Below are 15,401 nucleotides of genomic sequence, written 5' to 3'. Positions count from 1 at the left end.
CGAGCAATAAGCGCAAAACTCCAGGTCACAGGCTTGTCTCGGTGAGCGCTAGCTCCACGGGCACGCCATTGAGCACCGCCGTGCCCGACAGCGGGTCGAGGAGCGAGCCGTCGAGGAGCTGGTTGACGTTGACGCCCGGGTCCAGCGCGGCGTGGCTCATCCGGGTGCCGGGGCGGTCGTGTCCCCAGCCGTGCGGAAGGCTCACCACCCCGCGCCGTACGGCGTCGGTGACCTCCGCCGGGGCGGTCACCTCTCCCCCGGCGCCCTTGACGCGTACGGCCGCGCCGTCGGCGAGTCCGAGGCGTGCGGCGTCGTCGGGGTGGATGTGGAGGGTGCAGCGGTTGGTGCCGCCGGTGAGCGCGGGCACGTTGTGCATCCAGCTGTTGTTGGATCGCAGATGGCGGCGGCCGACGAGCACGATGGCCGCCGGGCGCTCGCGCAGCGCGTCCCGCAGGCGCGGCAGATCGTCGACAATCGGTCCGGGCAGCAGCTCGATCTTCCCGCTGGGCGTCTTCAGCGGCTGCGGCAGGCGCGATCGCAGCGGGCCGAGGTCGATGCCGTGCGGATGGGCGAGGAGCTTGTTGAGGCTCAGCCCGTCGGGGCGGGCGCCGAAGCCGTCGCCGTACGGGCCGAGGCGCAGCATCATGTCGAGCCGCCGCTCGGCGCCGTTCTCGCCGGTGAGCCGGCCGGCGAGCTCCTTCGGGTCGCGGCCGTGCACCGGTGAGTGCGCCTCGGTGACGGCCTTGCCCAGGCTGGTGTCGATGACCATCGCGTCCACGGCGGACGGGTCGGCACCGTGCATGCCGCTCGCGGCGAGGACGAGCCGGGCGAGGATCTCGGTCTCCGCCATGCGGCCGGGCTCCAGGGGGACGGCGGGGCGGTTGTAGCGGACCTGGTTGCGTACGGCGAGGGTGTTGAAGGCGAAGTCGTGGTGCGCGCTCTGCGAGGGCGGGGGCGGCGGCAGGACGACGTGGGCGTGGCGCGAGGTCTCGTTCAGGTACGGGTCGACGCTGACCATGAAGTCCAGTGAGCCGAGGGCCTTGTCGAGGCGGTCGCCGTTGGGCGCGGACAGGACGGGGTTGGCGGCGATGGCGATGACGGCGCGGACCGGGCTGCCCTCCGGTGTGGCGGTGTCGATCTCCTCGGCGAGGGCGGACAGCGGCAGTTCGCCCTTGGCCTCGGGGTGGCCGCTGACCCGGCTGTGCCAGCGGCCGAGCGCGAAGCCGCGTCCGGGGCCGACGGGGCGGGGTGTCTTGTCGGTCGCGGCCTGCGGGAAGAGGGCGCCGCCGGGCCGGTCGAGGTTGCCCGTGAGGATGTTGAGGACGTCGACGAGCCAGCTGGCCAGGGTGCCGTGCGGGACGGTGCAGCTGCCGATGCGGCCGTAGACGGCGGCGGTGGGCGCGGCGGCGAGCTCGCGCGCCAGCGCCCGGATGGTGTCCGCGTCCACGTCGCAGGCCTCGCTTGCGGCTTCGGGGCTGAAGTCCCGTACGGCGTCGGCGAGTTCGTCGACGTCCTGGACGTGCGGGGCGAGGTCACCGAGATCGACGAGCTTCTCCTCGAAGAGGACGTACGTCATCGCCGCGAGCAGCAGGGCGTCGGTGCCGGGGCGGATCGCCACATGGCGGTCGGCGAGTTTGGCCGTACGGGTCCGCCTCGGGTCGATGACGGTCAGGGTGCCGCCGCGTGCCCGGAGCGCCTTGAGCTTGCCGGGGAAGTCGGGGGCGGTGCACAGACTCCCGTTGGATTCCAGGGGGTTGGCGCCGATGAGGAGGAGGTGGTCGGTGTGGTCGAGGTCCGGTACGGGGATCGCGTTGGCGTCGCCGTACAGCAGGCCGCTGGAGACGTGCTTGGGCATCTGGTCGACCGTGGAGGCGGTGAAGAGGCTGTGGGTGCGCAGCGCGGTGAGCAGGACGGGCGGGTAGAGGGCGCCGGCCATGGTGTGCACGTTCGGGTTGCCGAGGACGATGCCGACGGCGTGCGGCCCGTACTGCTCGACGACCGGGCGCAGTCCCGCGGCCACCGCGTCGAAGGCCTCCTCCCAGGTGGCCTCGCGCAGTTCGCCGTCCTTGCGGACGAGGGGGGCGCGCAGCCGGTCCTGGTCCCCGTCGACCGCCCCGAAGGAGGCACCCTTCGGGCAGATGAACCCCTTGCTGAACACGTCGTCGCGGTCGCCGCGGGCGCCGGTCACGCGGGTGCCCTCGATGGTGAGCGTGAGCCCGCAGGTGGCCTCGCAGAGGGGGCAGACGCGCAGGGCGGTGCGGGAGTCGGGGGTGGTGCCGGAGGTGCGGGACACGGGTCCTCCCGGAGGGCGGTGACGGCGGTGGCACACGGACTGGGGCCGAGCATACCGACCGGTATGCATGGAGGGGAGGGGGTGCCGGGGGTGAGGTCGGAAATTCGCGAGCGGTTCGCCGACTCGCGAACGACCATTCACGCCCGTACGTAAAGCCGGGGCCGATCCCCCCGGCACGGACAGCCGGGGGCCTGTTCCCCCGTGAACAACCCGGGGCTGCTGGCCCTGCGAACAACCGGGGGCGGCTGGTCCTGCGAACAACCGGGGGCCGCTGCCCCCGGCACGAACAGCCGGTCCGCGCCTCGCGCGAACCGCTCAGTCGAGAACCCTCGCGAGATAAGCCCGCAGCAGCTCCCGTGTCTCCTCGATGATCCGCTCGTCTCCCTCCGGGGCGACCCGGAAGGCCAGGTGGACCAGGGTGTCGGCGGTTTCCACGGCTATCAGGAAGGTACGGCGCATGTCCTCGTCGGGGGTGCGGCCGAGGTAGCCGGAGAGCAGGTCCATGAGACGGTCGGCGACGCGGGTGTTGGGCTGGGCGGTTCCGGAGCCGACGGGGATCTGGTTGCCGAAGTCGACGAGGGAGAAGCCGGGCGCGGTGCGCTTCATGGCGAGGTACTCGTCGAGCACGGCGTCCATGGCCGCCCGCCAGCCGCCACCTCCCGTCTCCTGGAGGCGGGCGGTGACGCGCTCGGCGTAGCGCTCCAGGTTGCGCTGGGCCAGCGCGTCGGCCATGGCGCGCTTGTTGCCGAAGAAGCGGTAGACGGAGCCGATGGGTACGCCGGCCCGCTGGGCCACGGCACGGGTGCTCAGGGCGTCGTAGCCGACCTCGTCGAGGAGGTCGGCGCAGGCGTCGAGGATTCTGGTCAGTCGTTCGGCACTGCGCCGTTGTACGGGCGCTCTGCGCAGCGAGGTCGCATGGGGCACGGGCTTCATGATGCCTTTCCGCCGGGGTCCGGTGAACCTCCCGTATCAGTACGGGCCTCGGCTCCGCTCCCACTCAACGTCCTCCTCGCGCTCGGTGTCGCCGTCGTCCCGGCCTCCGAGGCCGTGATGTCCGCGGTGCTCTCGACGGGCTTGCCGTCGACGGCCCAGACGGTGCCGTCGTCCGCGTACAGGCGCGCGGTGACATGGTGGGTGCCGCGCGGGACGAGGTCCCCGGCGAGGTGGTACTCGGCGGTGCGTAGCCTGGCGATCGTCCGGCCGTCCACGTAGAGGTGGGCGATGCCCCGTCCGGCCACCGGCACGGGTCGCGTACCGGCGGCCGAGAAACGGAAGTGATGGACGGTCAGCGTCACGTCCCAGCTGTCGTCGGAGTCGGGCTGCACCTCGATCTCGACCTCCGGCGCACCTTTCTTGTCCACCTCACGGTAGAGCCGCCCCTCCTCGTCCGACTCGTCCAGCAGCTTGCCCACGGGTGAGGCCGACACCCCGTCCCTCCGCTCGTGCGCATCACTGGTGCCGCAGCCCGCCGATCCGCCGAGCAGTGCGCAGACCGCGAGCGCGGCGAGCAGTCCACGCGTCCTCCACATGCCCGGGAGCGTAGAACACCGCTCTGACAGTCGGATCCCCCTGAAGTCGGGTTCTTGGGCCGTACAGCGCCCCCTGAGGAGTAGGCCGGGCGACGATTCCGGCCAGCACCCTCCGCCGACCGCGACCGAGTCCGTACGCCCACCGCGACCGAATCCGTACGCCGCCCGTGACCGAATCCGCGCGCCGGGCATGATCCGGTCGATACGCCGGGCATGACCGACTTCGTACGCCGACCTTGGCCGATCCGGTGCGCTCGCCCGGGTCGGCCTCTTGCGCTGGGAAAACCTGAATCCTACGGTGATACATAGGAATCAGGCGCAAGGGAGCGATCATGAGCGGGGACGCGAGGAAGACGGCCGAGGGGCTGACCTACCTCTCCGGTTTCGGCAACGAACACAGCTCGGAGGCGGTCCCGGGGGCGCTGCCGCAAGGCCGCAACTCGCCGCAGCGCGCACCGCTCGGGCTGTACGCGGAACAGCTGAGCGGTACGGCGTTCACGGAGCCGAGGGCGCACAACCGGCGTTCGTGGCTGTACCGGATCCGCCCCTCGGCCGCGCACCCCGCGTTCACCCGCGCCGACAACGGCGCGCTCCGCACGGCTCCCTTCACGGAGACCGCGCCCGACCCGAACCGCCTGCGCTGGAACCCGCTGCCCGAGCCCCCCGCGGGGACGGACTTCCTCGCGGGCCTGTGGACCCTCGGCGGCAACGGCGACGCGACGCAGCGCACCGGCATGGCCGTGCACCTCTATCACGCCAACTCCTCGATGGAGCGGGTGTTCAGCGACGCGGACGGTGAACTGCTGATCGTGCCGGAGCGCGGTGGGCTGCTGCTGCGCACCGAGTTCGGCCTGCTGCAGGTGGAGCCCAGCCAGGTCGCGCTGATCCCCCGTGGCGTCCGCTTCCGTGTGGAGCTGCTGGACGCCTCCGCCCGGGGTTATGTGTGCGAGAACTATGGGGCGCCCTTCCGGCTGCCCGACCTCGGCCCGATCGGCGCCAACGGTCTCGCCAACGCCCGTGACTTCCTCGCGCCGGTCGCCGCGTACGAGGACGTCGAGGGCCCGGTCGAGGTGGTGAACAAGTTCTGCGGCAACCTGTGGACGGCGACGTACGACCATTCGCCGCTGGATGTGGTCGCCTGGCACGGCAACCATGTGCCGTACACCTATGACCTGCGCCGTTTCAATGTGATCGGCACCATCAGCTACGACCACCCGGACCCGTCGATCTTCACGGTGCTGACGTCCCCGTCGGACACCCCGGGCCTGGCCGGCGTCGACTTCGTCGTCTTCGCGCCGCGCTGGCTGGTGGGCGAGGACACGTTCCGGCCGCCGTACTTCCACCGGAACGTGATGAGCGAGTACATGGGGCTCATCGAGGGCGCGTACGACGCGAAGGCGGAGGGTTTCGTGCCGGGCGGCGGTTCGCTGCACAACATGATGTCGGCGCACGGACCCGACCGGGAGACCTTCGACCGGGCCAGCGCCGCCGAGCTGCGCCCGCAGAAGATCGACGACGGGCTCGCCTTCATGTTCGAGACGCGCTGGCCGCTGACCGCGACGGCCCAGGCGGCCCGGGCGGAGCATCTGCAGCAGGCGTACGACGACGTCTGGCAGGGCCTCCAGCGGCACTTCCGCCCGGCCGACTGAGATTCACCACCCGTTGCATTCAACGCCCACGACCGGTACGGATACCCTCGTGACCTCCTTCGCCCCGGACTCGATCGTCCTGAACCGCAAGCTGCCGCTCTGGTATCAGGTGTCGCAGTCCCTGCGTGCCTCGATACTCGGCCGCTCGCCCCAGGACCCGCTGCGGCTGCCCACGGAGGAGCAGCTGGCGGGGCACTACGGGGTGAGCGTGCTGACCATGCGGCAGGCGCTCAAGGAGCTGGAGGACGAGGGGCTGATCACCCGCCATCGGCGGCGGGGCACGTTCATCGAGCCGAGCGTGCAGCGGGGCGCGCCCGTGCGGCTGCTCGGCTCGGTGGACGCAATCGTCGCGCAGCAGTCCGGCATGGCCACCGAGCTGCTGGAACAGGGGAAAGCTCCTGTTTCCGGGGAATTGGTGGAGTATTTTCCGGACTTGGACGAGGTCGCGACGTATCACCGGTTGCGCGGCGACGAGAAAACGGGCGAGCCGACGAACCACGCGCGCAACTACATCAGGCCGGAGCTGGCGGAGCGCATCGACCAGGAGGATCTGATCCGCTGGCCGATGACCAAGGTGCTGCGGGACGTGATCGGCGTCAGCATCAGCCGCATCACCGACACCGTGGAGGCGCGGCTCGCGGACCCGGAGACGGCGCGACTGCTGCAAGTACCGCTGCTCAGCCCGATCCTGCGCTACACGGGCGTCATCTACGACCAGGACGGGCGGGCCCTCGACGTGGCCGTCATCCACTACCGGGGCGACCGTTTCTCCTTCACGGTCACCCTCGACACCCACTGATCACGTCGTACGATGCCGAGCGTGACGCACGACGACGCTCCGCTGCTCGCGGACCTCATGCCGTGGTCCGTCGCACCGCCGAGGCTGGGCCGGGGGTGGCCGACGGCCCCCGACGCCGCGTCTCTGAAAGCGCGCTGGGACGCGCTGATGAAGGCCGAAGCGCCGGACCGCGAGGCGCTGTTCGGCCCCACGCGCTCCCGCACGACGCACTCGGCGGTCGCCCAGCTGCCGGGGCAGTCCAGCGGGACGGGCCGGCTGGCGCGCGAGTCGGGCCCCTGCCCGGAGCCGGTACGCGTCCTGCACGGCCCCTTCGACGAACAGTGGCTCATTCCCGACCACCGGCTGATCGACGCGGCACGCCCCGAATTGTGGCGGGTGGCCGACGAGCGGCAGGTGTTCGCGGTCGAGCAGACGGTGGTGCCGGACGCGTCGGGGCCGGTGCTGCTGGCCGCCTCCGCGCTGCCCCTGAGCGCCGGCCGCTCGGGCCGCGTCCGCCCCCTCTACCGGCGCCCCGGCGGCCTCGAACCGAACCTGGCCCCGGGCCTGTTGGAGCACCTCGGCACACGCCTGGGCCACTCCCCCGCACCCGTCGATATCCTCGCCTGGACGGTCGCGGTCGCGCGAGCGCACCGCGACGGATACGCCGTCCCGCTCACCGCCGACCCCGAAGTGTGGGCGCACGGTGTCGAGTTGGGCCGCCGGATGCTGTGGCTGATGCGCCGCGACGGCGAGCGCCCCAAGCTCCCCGGCGGCCGCCGCCCGTACGTCCGCGCCCCGCTCCCTGCCCGCCCCCTGGATCTGCACTACGACCGTGACGAGGAGGCCCTCCACCTCGACGAGGGCCGGATCTCGCCCGTACCGCCGGAGGCCTGGGACTTCGAGGTGGGCGGAGTGCGCGCACTGGAGCAGTGGTTCGCGGCCAGGACGGAACCGCCACCCGAACCGGGCACCCTGGAAGCCATCCGGCCCGCCACCTGGCCGCAGGCGTGGACGTCCGAACTCCTCGAACTCATCACGGTGTTGGCACTGCTCGCCGAGCTTCGCCCTCAGCAGGCCGAGCTGCCGATCGAGTCACCGATCACACGGGCCGGGCTGCGCAAGGCGGGCGTACTCCCGGTGCCGGACGCGGCGCGGCGGCCCGCCTCCGTCCTCGACCACCACGAAGAGGGCCCCGAGGGGCAGTTCGCGCTGATCTGACCCGTGGGCCTGGCCCCTGGGGGCCTGACCCCTGGGGGGCCTGGCCCCTCGGGTCTAACCCCCGGGGTCTACCCCTTGGGCTCGAAGCCGTCCAGCACCCGCCCCAGTGCCCGCTCGAACACCGCCTCCAGATCGATCGGACCGGCGTCCTCCATGAAGGCCGCCGCCATCCGCGGATACTCACCGGTGGCGAGCCGGCTGCCCAGGTAGGCGATCCGGACCGCGTTCTCCTGCTCCTGCGACCAGGGCAGCGAGCGGGCGCGCTCGGCGGTGGCGAGCTCGTTCCCGACATACGTCGTCACGACCCCGTTGAGCATCGCGATCAGCTCGATCTTCGTGCCGTACGACACGTCGAGCGGGTCGAGGCAGGCCAGGCAGTGCTCCAGGTAGCGCAGGGCGTGGGGGCTGAAGCCGTAGACCGGGGACATCAGGCCCGGCAGCCAGGGGTGGCGGTGCATGAGGCCCCGGGTCTGATGGGCGACCCTGAGCATGTCGGCGCGCCAGTCGCCCGAGGGCTCCCAGATGTCGTGCTCCGCGCTGATGGCGTCGACCATCAGCTCGTACAGGTCCTCCTTGCGCGGCACGTAGTTGTAGAGCGACATCGTGCCGCAGCCCAGTTCGGCCGCCACATGCCGCATCGAGACCGCGTCGAGCCCCTCCGCGTCCGCGATCCGCACGGCGACGGCCGCGATGTCCGCGCGGCTGTACGCCGGCCGCGGACCACGGCCCGCCCGCTCGGGACGGGCCCAGATCACTTCGGGTACGGCGTTGCGCCCTGCCATTGGTCGATCACCTCGCGACCATCCTAGTTACGTACACCGTACGTAGTGCGCTATGGTCGCCTCATGACTACTACGTACGCTGTACTTAGTGAGGGGCTGGAGAAACGCTTCGGGGATGTCCATGCGCTGCGCGGCCTCGACCTGGCCGTGGCGGAGGGCACGGTCTGCGGGGTGCTCGGGCCGAACGGCGCGGGCAAGACCACGGCCGTACGGCTGCTCACCACCCTGCTGCGGCCCGACGCGGGGTCCGCGCGTGTCGCCGGGCACGACCTCGTGCGCGAGGCCGCGGCCGTCCGCCGGAGCATCGGGGTCACCGGGCAGTACGCCTCGGTCGACGGCGACCTCACCGGGCGGGAGAACCTGCGGCTGTTCGCGAAGCTGCACCGGATGCGGGACGCGGGGGCGCGGGCCGCCGAGCTCCTCGATCGCTTCGGGCTGACCGAGGCCGCCGACCGGCCGGCGTCCACCTACTCGGGCGGTATGCGGCGCCGCCTCGACCTGGCGGCGAGTCTGATCCGCCGCCCCGCGGTGCTCTTCCTGGACGAGCCCACCACCGGACTCGACCCCGTGAGCCGCAACCAGATCTGGGAGGCCGTGCGCGCACTGAAGGGTGAGGGCACGACCGTGCTGCTGACCACGCAGTACCTGGAGGAGGCCGACCGCCTCGCCGACGACATCGCCCTCGTGGACCGGGGCAGGGTCGCCCAGACCGGCTCGCCCGCCGAACTCAAGGCGCTCATCGGCTCGTACGCGGAGGTGGTCGTCGCCCACGCGGGCGCGATGGCCGGGGCGGCTGCCGTCCTGGACCAGCTCACCGGCAACGAGCCTTCGTTCGACGACGAGCGGCATGCGGTGGGCGCCGTCACCACCGACCCCACGGTGACACTCCCTCGCCTCGTCCGCGAACTCGACGCCGCGGGCGTGCCGTTGCTCGACGCGAGCTTGCGGCCGCCGACCCTCGACGACGTCTTCCTCCGCCTCACCGAAGGCCGGACCGGACCCAAGGAGCTCGTGACATGAGTACGTTGGCGTACGACGGGACCGCGATGCTGGGCCGCCAGTTGCGGCGGATCCGGCACAACCCGGGGCTCGTCATCCTCACCCAGACCATGCCCGTCACCATGCTGCTGTTCTTCGGCTACGTCTTCGGCAGCGCCCTCGCGATGCCGGGTGAGGAGTACCGCGCCTTCCTGGTACCGGGGTTGCTGGTGGCGACCGCGGCCAACGGGATCATGACCGCGATGTTCCAGGCGGCCCAGGACTCCCACCGGGGTGTGATGGACCGCTTCCGTACGCTGCCGATGAGCCGGGCGGCCGTGCCGCTCGGGCAGGCGGCCGCGGATGTGGTCGTCATGGCCGCCGGGACGGTGCCGTTCCTGCTGGTCGGGCTCGCGGTGGGCTGGCGGATCCAGGGGTCGGTGCTCGAAGCGGTGGGCGGCGTAGGGCTGTTGCTGCTCTTCCGGTTCGCGACCACATGGGTCGGGATCCTGCTGGGGCTCGCCTCACAGAGCGAGGAGGCGGCCGGTCAGCTGGGCGGCGCGACCTTCATCCTGCCGCTGCTGTCCAACGCGTACATCCCCACGGACAATCTGCCGGGCTGGCTGCGGGCGATCGCCGAGTGGAACCCGATCAGCGCGGTGACCACGGCGCTGCGGGACCTGTTCGGGAACGCGCCGGTGCCGGACGAGGGCGCCTGGCCGGTCACCCATCCCCTCGCCGGGTCCCTGGCGTGGTGCGCCGTGCTGATCGCGGTGTTCCTGCCGCTCGCCGTCCGCCGGTACGCGATGGGGCACCTCCCAAGCGTCAAGTAGGGGGAAGGACGGTGAGGGGTGTGCGCAACGCCCACATCTGGTCGCCGAATTACTGCCGCTGGAGGACTTCTGGTGTCGCGACGCCCGGCACGCCGGGCGGCAAAGAATCGTGTAAACGATCAGCAACCCTGGCCCCAGAAGATCGCCCCGTCGACATCCACGCATGACAAAGGCGTGAGCCACGGGCCATGATCCACCGCATGCAGTCACTTCCCCTGCCCTTGGAGGGCATCACCGTCGTCGCCGTCGAACAGGCCGTCGCCGCACCCTTCGCCACCCGCCAGCTCGCCGATCTCGGCGCCCGGGTCATCAAGGTCGAACGGATCGACGGCGGGGACTTCGCCCGCGGCTACGACACCACGGCCGCCGGCCTCGCCTCGCACTTCGTCTGGTGCAACCGGGGGAAGGAGTCCGTCGCCCTCGACCTGAAGGACCCGCGCGGGCTCGACGTCGTACGCCGTCTCGTCGCGGACGCGGACGTGTTCGTGCAGAACCTCGCGCAGGGCGCGGCGGCACGGCTCGGTCTGGACGCGGCGACGCTGTGCGCCGAGCATCCGCGGCTGATCGCCGTGGACATCTCGGGGTACGGGGCGTCGGGACCGTACGCCGACAAAGGCGCGTACGACATGCTCGTGCAGTGCGAGGCGGGGCTGGTGTCGGTGACGGGGACACCGGAGCAGCCGGTGAAGGCGGGGATCCCGGCGGCGGACATCGCGGCGGCCATGTACGCGTTCTCGGGAGTGCTCGCGGCGCTGGTGCGGCGCGGCACGACCGGGCGCGGCGGTCCGGTGGAGGTGTCGATGCTGGATTCGCTCGCCGAGTGGATGGGGCATCCGCTGCACCATGCGATGCACGGAGGAACACCCCCGGCGCGCACGGGTCTCGCGCATGCCGTCATCGCGCCGTACGACGCCTATCCGACGGCGGACGGCGGGCGGGTGCTGTTGTCGGTGCAGAACGACCGGGAGTGGCGTCGGCTCGCTCAACAGGTGCTGAGTCAGCCGGAGTTCGCCGACGATCCGGCGTATGCGACGAACGCGGCGCGGGTGGAGAACCGGGAGCGTACGGACGCGCTGGTGGCGAAGGCGCTGGGCGTGCTCGGCGCCGACGACGCCGTGGCCCGGCTGGAGGGTGCGGGCATCGCGTGCGCGCGGCTGAGGGACGTGACGGAGGTGGCGGAGCATCCGCAACTGGCGGCCAGGGACCGTTGGCGGGACGTGGGGTCACCGGTGGGGCCGTTGCGGGCGCTGCTGCCGCCGATCACGCTGCCGGGTGGGGAGGAGGCGCGGATGGGGGCCGTCCCCCGACTCGGGGAGCACACCGGGGCCGTGCTGCGGGGGCTGGGGATGACGGACGCGGACGTCGCGGAGTTGGTGCGGGACGGGGTGGCCCGCTGAGCCCGGGCGCTCCACTCGGCGCGGTGGCCCGCTGAGCAGGGGTGACCTACCCAGCCTGGGTGGCCTGCCGAGCCGGGGCCCACTCAGCGTGGTGGCCCGCTGAGCCTGGGGGTCCCACTCGGCGTGATGGCCGGCCGAGTGCGGTGGGCTGCTGGGTGTGGGACCCGCGCCCCGGCGGGGAACCCACCGGGCGCCGCTGCCTGCCGTGGGGATGACGGACGCGGAAGTGCAGCGCTGCGCCGGATTGGTGGGGTCGCCGGAGCGCGGGTCGTGGAACGCCGGTGCCGAACCGCTGCTCAGCGGCCGCCGAACAGCGAACGGCGCAGCCGCTTCAGCGGTGCGAAGAGCGACACCCGCCTCACTCGCGCGCCCCTGCCGCTGCTGTCGTGCGCGGTGTCACGCGCGGTGAGCTCGCGCATCAGCGAGGTGGCCTCGACCGTTTCGCGCTGCGGGATGGCAGGGCCGCCCAGCACCGCTAGATGGCGGTCGAGGCGCGAACTGGTCGCGCTGCTCCCGCAGGTGATCGCAGGGACACGTGCCCTGCTGCGCACTGTTATCTGTTCCATGTCACTCCCCACCCGTACGAGTCCACCCGGCCCGGGCAGGCTAACCCTATCGCTCCCTCGTGGCACTCGTGTATCGCGGGCACAGGATTCACCTTCCCCGTAAGGGTGTTGACGATTACTCTCCGAATCCAACCGTTTCCAGGGCGAGTTGGACAACTGGTGTAGTGGTGGGCTGAGCTGAGCCCCCGTGAGGTTCGACGGTCACAGCGAGTGACGTCGCCTTCGTACTCAGTCCGCTCGCGACCAAGGGCGTGTCGCCGTCGAAGAGGCCGAGGGAGCGCGGATTCTCGCCCGGGCGCATGAGCCACAGCTGGTGCACCCGCCCTCCGGAGGGAGTGCCGAGTCCGCTCACCGTCACGACGGCGCGCCGCTCCGATGCGGAGGCGACAACTCCGATTCCGCGCCCCTGTGCGTCCCGGGCGCCGGTCGCGCGTGCGTCGGGCGCCGCGAGAACGTGGGCGATCTCACGTGCCTGGGCGCGCTCCTGGTCCAGCTTGTCCTCGGCTCGGGTCGCCTGTACGGCGAAGAGGGACGCGACGACGAGGGCCGCGGCGGCCGTGGTGGTGGCGAGTGGGGCGAGCAGGGGGCGGAAGCGGGGGGCACGCGCGCGTGAGGGCTGTTGGGGGGTACGCGCGCGTGGCGCCTCCTGGCGCGGCGCCTCCTGCGGTGTCGTGCGTACGGCGGTCAGCACCCGGTCCCGCAGCGCGGCGGGCGCCGGTGCCGCCGTCGACCAGGCGAGCCGCACCGCGTCCTCGGTCAGCGCCCGCACCTCGGCGGTGCAGCGCTCACAGCGCCTCAGATGCCGTTCGAAGCGGCGGCGCTCGTCGGGTTCGAGGGCGTCGAGGGCGTAGGGGGCGGCGAGGGAGTGCAGCTCGCGGCGCGTGAAGCGGTCGAGGAGGCTCATGCGACCCCTCCGAGGCGGTCCGCGGCGCTGCCCGGTCGGGCCACGACGGGGGCGAGGCGGTCCCAGGCGCCGCCCGAGCGGTACAGGGCGCTCATGCGGCACCTCCCAGGCATTCGCGCAGGCGCGTGAGGCCGTCACGCATACGGGTCTTGACGGTGCCGAGCGGCAGGGAGAGCCGTTCGGCGACTTCACGGTACGTGTAGCCGTCGTAGTAGGCGAGAGTGACGGACTGGCGCTGCAGGGCGGTGAGCCGGTCGAGGCAGCGGCGCACCCACTCGCGTTCGAGCCCGGCCTCGACCTCCTCGGCGACCTGGTCGAAGGCGGGGTGATGGGCCCGCCGTCCCTCGCGCTGCTCGCGCTCGGTGGCGGCCCGGGCGCTGCGGACCCGGTCCACTGCACGGCGGTGCGCGAGAGTGAGGATCCAGGACAGGGCGCTGCCGCGCCCGGGGTCGAACCGCGCGGCGGAGCGCCAGAGTTCGAGCAGCACCTCCTGGGCCACCTCCTCCGTCTGAGCCGGGTCCCGGACCACACGGCGCACCAGTCCGAACACCGGCCCGGACACCAGTCCGTACAGCTCCTCGAATGCCTTCTGGTCGCCTCCGGCCACGAGCACCAGAAGTTCGTCCGCCTCCACCCGTCCCCCTCTCCGGCCGCGCACGGCCCGTCCTTTCACCTACGTGTTCGCAGCGAGCGTGTCTACGGATGGGGTTACGGATCAGCGAACCGAAAACGCGGGTCCGCGGCAGAACAAACGCGCTCGTCGATGAAACAAGCTGACGAAGCCGCCGTAAGAACGTTTGGGATTCGACCAATCCACCCCGGCGACCGCTCCGAATGGCGTGCGTCAGGCAATTGGGACGTGAGGACGGACGGCATGACACCTATCTCCAGGAGCGGCGCGGGACGCAGGAGTCTCGCGACCCTCGTATGTGGTGCGCTGGCCGCCGGGGGGCTCGCAGCCGCCGGCGTGACCGCGCTGGAACCGGGGGCGGCCTCCGCCTCCAGCCACCGGGAGGCCCCGCTGATCTCGGGGCAGCCCCAGTACGACAACACGGACGTGTACGCGTTCGTGAGCCCCGACAAGCCCGATACGACGACCATCGTGGCGAACTGGATCCCCTTCGAGGAACCGGCGGGCGGGCCGAACTTCTACACGTTCGCCGACGACGCCCAGTACGACATCCACATCGACAACGACGGTGACGCGCAGGGCGAGTTGGTCTACCGCTACACCTTCAAGACGCACCGCAAGAACGGCGACACCTTCCTCTACAACACGGGTCCGGTCACCAGCCTCGACGACCCCGACCTGAACATCACGCAGACATACGACATCGATCTGCTGCGGCTGCACAACCAGAAGCTGGTGTCGCGGACCAAGGTCGCGGACGACGTTCCGGTGGCGCCGTCGAACGTCGGCAAGGCGTCGATGCCGGACTACGGCAAGCTGCGCGACCAGGCCGTCTACAAGCTCGCGGGCGGCTCGACGACGTTCGCCGGGCAGGCCGACGACCCGTTCTTCCTGGACCTGCGCGTCTTCGACCTGCTGTACGGCGGGAACCTGACCGAGGTCGGGCGGGACACGCTCAAGGGCTACAACGTCAACTCGATAGCCCTGCAGGTGCCGAACGACATGATCCGCGAGTCGGCCGGACAGCCGGTCGTCGGCATCTGGTCCACCACCCAGCGCAAGGACGCGCACGGCGACTGGACGCAGGTCTCCCGGCTCGGCATGCCGCTGGTCAACGAGGTCGTCAACCCGCAGAAGGACAAGGACAAGTTCAACGCGTCCGCGCCCTGGAACGACGGCCAGTTCCTCAAGAACGTGACCAACCCCGAGCTGCCGAAGCTCATCGAGGCGATCTACAAGATCAAGGCGCCGGCGGAGCCCCGCAACGACCTGGTCGACGTGTTCCTGAAGGGCGTGAAGGGCCTCAACCAGCCGCCCAACGTCCGCCCGGCGGAGGAGCTGCGGCTCAACACCTCGATCAAGCCCACCATGCATCCCAAGCGGCTCGGTGTGCTCGACGGCGACAACGCGGGCTTCCCGAACGGGCGTCGGCTCACCGACGACGTGATCGACGCCTCGCTCCAGGTCGTCGAGGGTGAACTGGTCGGTTCCAAGAACGACTTGGGCGACGCGGTCGACAAGAACGACAAGAAGTTCGAGAACTACTTCCCGTACGTGGCCGAGCCGACCTCCGGTTCGCGCGGCGCGCTCGCCAAGGGCACGACCAGCGGCACCGACGTGCGCAACCAGCTGGGTGACGCGCTGAAGCCCGCGGGGGCCTCCGGCGGCGGCACCGACACCACGCTGATCGCGGCCTCCGCGGCGGCGGGCGCGGCCGGGTTCCTGCTGATCGCCACCGGCCTGATGTGGTGGCGCCGGCGGATGCACAACCGGGCGTACTGACCCGGACGCACAACCGGGGGTACTGCCCCGGACGCACAACCGGGCCCACTGACCCGGCTCA

General features: G+C 71.4%; 14 protein-coding genes. 7 read left to right on the top strand and 7 right to left on the bottom strand.

Going from position 1 to position 15,401, the window contains the following annotated elements; genetic code table 11:
• Positions 1-25 precede the first annotated feature (25 nt).
• The 3 genes from ACFY0T_RS13125 to ACFY0T_RS13115 all read right to left on the bottom strand — a co-directional run bounded on the left by ACFY0T_RS13125 (position 26) and on the right by ACFY0T_RS13115 (position 3,822).
• Positions 26-2,362 carry a molybdopterin oxidoreductase family protein gene (locus ACFY0T_RS13125; RefSeq protein WP_388868409.1) on the bottom strand — a complete coding sequence of 779 codons (2,337 nt, stop codon included), beginning with the start codon at positions 2,360-2,362 and terminating at the stop codon, positions 26-28.
• 246 nt (positions 2,363-2,608) lie between these two features.
• On the bottom strand, positions 2,609-3,226 hold the full coding sequence (locus tag ACFY0T_RS13120; protein WP_388868407.1) for a TetR family transcriptional regulator: 618 nt from the start codon (positions 3,224-3,226) through the stop codon (positions 2,609-2,611).
• Positions 3,223-3,822, bottom strand: coding sequence for a hypothetical protein (locus ACFY0T_RS13115; RefSeq protein ID WP_388868404.1), 600 nt, complete (start codon positions 3,820-3,822; stop codon positions 3,223-3,225). Before ACFY0T_RS13115 ends, ACFY0T_RS13120 begins: the two co-directional genes overlap by 4 nt.
• 332 nt (positions 3,823-4,154) lie before the next feature.
• Between ACFY0T_RS13115 and hmgA the strand changes: the two genes are divergently transcribed.
• From hmgA to ACFY0T_RS13100, 3 genes are read left to right on the top strand one after another with little or no spacing between them, the layout of a single operon-like run.
• A complete protein-coding gene (gene hmgA / locus ACFY0T_RS13110; protein WP_388868401.1) occupies positions 4,155-5,471 on the top strand; it encodes a homogentisate 1,2-dioxygenase in 1,317 nt (438 codons plus the stop codon).
• 49 nt (positions 5,472-5,520) lie between these two features.
• Positions 5,521-6,270, top strand: a complete 750-nt coding sequence (locus ACFY0T_RS13105; protein WP_388868398.1) for a GntR family transcriptional regulator — start codon at positions 5,521-5,523, stop codon at positions 6,268-6,270.
• A 12-nt stretch (positions 6,271-6,282) separates the two neighbouring features.
• Entirely contained in the window at positions 6,283-7,467 is a 1,185-nt protein-coding gene (locus tag ACFY0T_RS13100; protein WP_388868396.1) for a type ISP restriction/modification enzyme, read from the top strand.
• Between the two features lie 68 nt (positions 7,468-7,535).
• Here the strand turns inward: ACFY0T_RS13100 and ACFY0T_RS13095 are convergent, their stop codons facing one another.
• Positions 7,536-8,249, bottom strand: coding sequence for a TetR/AcrR family transcriptional regulator (locus ACFY0T_RS13095; RefSeq protein WP_388868393.1), 714 nt, complete (start codon positions 8,247-8,249; stop codon positions 7,536-7,538).
• Positions 8,250-8,312: 63 nt separating this feature from the next.
• On the opposite strand from ACFY0T_RS13095, the gene ACFY0T_RS13090 reads away from it, so the two are divergent.
• The 3 genes from ACFY0T_RS13090 (at position 8,313) to ACFY0T_RS13080 (ending at position 11,457) form a co-directional block, all read left to right on the top strand.
• Positions 8,313-9,269 (top strand): ATP-binding cassette domain-containing protein, encoded by a 957-nt coding sequence (locus ACFY0T_RS13090; RefSeq protein ID WP_388868391.1) that lies wholly within the window; start codon positions 8,313-8,315, stop codon positions 9,267-9,269.
• Positions 9,266-10,060 carry an ABC transporter permease gene (locus tag ACFY0T_RS13085; RefSeq protein ID WP_388868388.1) on the top strand — a complete coding sequence of 265 codons (795 nt, stop codon included), beginning with the start codon at positions 9,266-9,268 and terminating at the stop codon, positions 10,058-10,060. Before ACFY0T_RS13090 ends, ACFY0T_RS13085 begins: the two co-directional genes overlap by 4 nt.
• A gap of 200 nt (positions 10,061-10,260) precedes the next feature.
• Positions 10,261-11,457: a CaiB/BaiF CoA transferase family protein gene (locus ACFY0T_RS13080; RefSeq protein ID WP_388868385.1), complete on the top strand. Its 1,197-nt coding sequence runs from the start codon at positions 10,261-10,263 to the stop codon at positions 11,455-11,457.
• A 296-nt stretch (positions 11,458-11,753) separates the two neighbouring features.
• Here the strand turns inward: ACFY0T_RS13080 and ACFY0T_RS13075 are convergent, their stop codons facing one another.
• The 3 genes from ACFY0T_RS13075 to ACFY0T_RS13065 all read right to left on the bottom strand — a co-directional run bounded on the left by ACFY0T_RS13075 (position 11,754) and on the right by ACFY0T_RS13065 (position 13,561).
• Positions 11,754-12,023, bottom strand: coding sequence for a hypothetical protein (locus ACFY0T_RS13075; RefSeq protein WP_388868383.1), 270 nt, complete (start codon positions 12,021-12,023; stop codon positions 11,754-11,756).
• Between the two features lie 115 nt (positions 12,024-12,138).
• Positions 12,139-12,927, bottom strand: coding sequence for an anti-sigma factor domain-containing protein (locus tag ACFY0T_RS13070; RefSeq protein ID WP_388868380.1), 789 nt, complete (start codon positions 12,925-12,927; stop codon positions 12,139-12,141).
• A gap of 91 nt (positions 12,928-13,018) precedes the next feature.
• Entirely contained in the window at positions 13,019-13,561 is a 543-nt protein-coding gene (locus tag ACFY0T_RS13065) for a sigma-70 family RNA polymerase sigma factor (RefSeq protein WP_327427574.1), read from the bottom strand.
• 240 nt (positions 13,562-13,801) lie between these two features.
• On the opposite strand from ACFY0T_RS13065, the gene ACFY0T_RS13060 reads away from it, so the two are divergent.
• The gene (locus ACFY0T_RS13060) at positions 13,802-15,340 is read left to right on the top strand and encodes a DUF4331 domain-containing protein (RefSeq protein ID WP_388868378.1); all 1,539 of its coding nucleotides are present in this window, start codon (positions 13,802-13,804) and stop codon (positions 15,338-15,340) included.
• Positions 15,341-15,401: the final 61 nt, after the last annotated feature.

Origin of the sequence: Streptomyces sp. NPDC001530, from assembly GCF_042894545.1 — a bacterium.
GTDB lineage: Bacteria > Actinomycetota > Actinomycetes > Streptomycetales > Streptomycetaceae > Streptomyces.
Note: the sequence above shows the minus strand (reverse complement) of the source record. Positions and strands in the feature narration are given on the sequence as shown.

Excerpts from the sequence above, each read along its gene's own strand:
- hmgA (WP_388868401.1), top strand. The coding sequence starts at position 4,155 with ATGAGCGGGGACGCGAGGAAGACGGCCGAGGGGCTGACCTACCTCTCC.
- ACFY0T_RS13085 (WP_388868388.1), top strand. The coding sequence starts at position 9,266 with ATGAGTACGTTGGCGTACGACGGGACCGCGATGCTGGGCCGCCAGTTG.
- ACFY0T_RS13070 (WP_388868380.1), bottom strand. The coding sequence starts at position 12,927 with ATGAGCCTCCTCGACCGCTTCACGCGCCGCGAGCTGCACTCCCTCGCC.
- ACFY0T_RS13120 (WP_388868407.1), bottom strand. The coding sequence starts at position 3,226 with ATGAAGCCCGTGCCCCATGCGACCTCGCTGCGCAGAGCGCCCGTACAA.
- ACFY0T_RS13090 (WP_388868391.1), top strand. The coding sequence starts at position 8,313 with ATGACTACTACGTACGCTGTACTTAGTGAGGGGCTGGAGAAACGCTTC.
- ACFY0T_RS13095 (WP_388868393.1), bottom strand. The coding sequence starts at position 8,249 with ATGGCAGGGCGCAACGCCGTACCCGAAGTGATCTGGGCCCGTCCCGAG.
- ACFY0T_RS13115 (WP_388868404.1), bottom strand. The coding sequence starts at position 3,822 with ATGTGGAGGACGCGTGGACTGCTCGCCGCGCTCGCGGTCTGCGCACTG.
- ACFY0T_RS13075 (WP_388868383.1), bottom strand. The coding sequence starts at position 12,023 with ATGGAACAGATAACAGTGCGCAGCAGGGCACGTGTCCCTGCGATCACC.
- ACFY0T_RS13125 (WP_388868409.1), bottom strand. The coding sequence starts at position 2,362 with ATGCATACCGGTCGGTATGCTCGGCCCCAGTCCGTGTGCCACCGCCGT.
- ACFY0T_RS13100 (WP_388868396.1), top strand. The coding sequence starts at position 6,283 with ATGCCGAGCGTGACGCACGACGACGCTCCGCTGCTCGCGGACCTCATG.
- ACFY0T_RS13060 (WP_388868378.1), top strand. The coding sequence starts at position 13,802 with ATGACACCTATCTCCAGGAGCGGCGCGGGACGCAGGAGTCTCGCGACC.
- ACFY0T_RS13080 (WP_388868385.1), top strand. The coding sequence starts at position 10,261 with ATGCAGTCACTTCCCCTGCCCTTGGAGGGCATCACCGTCGTCGCCGTC.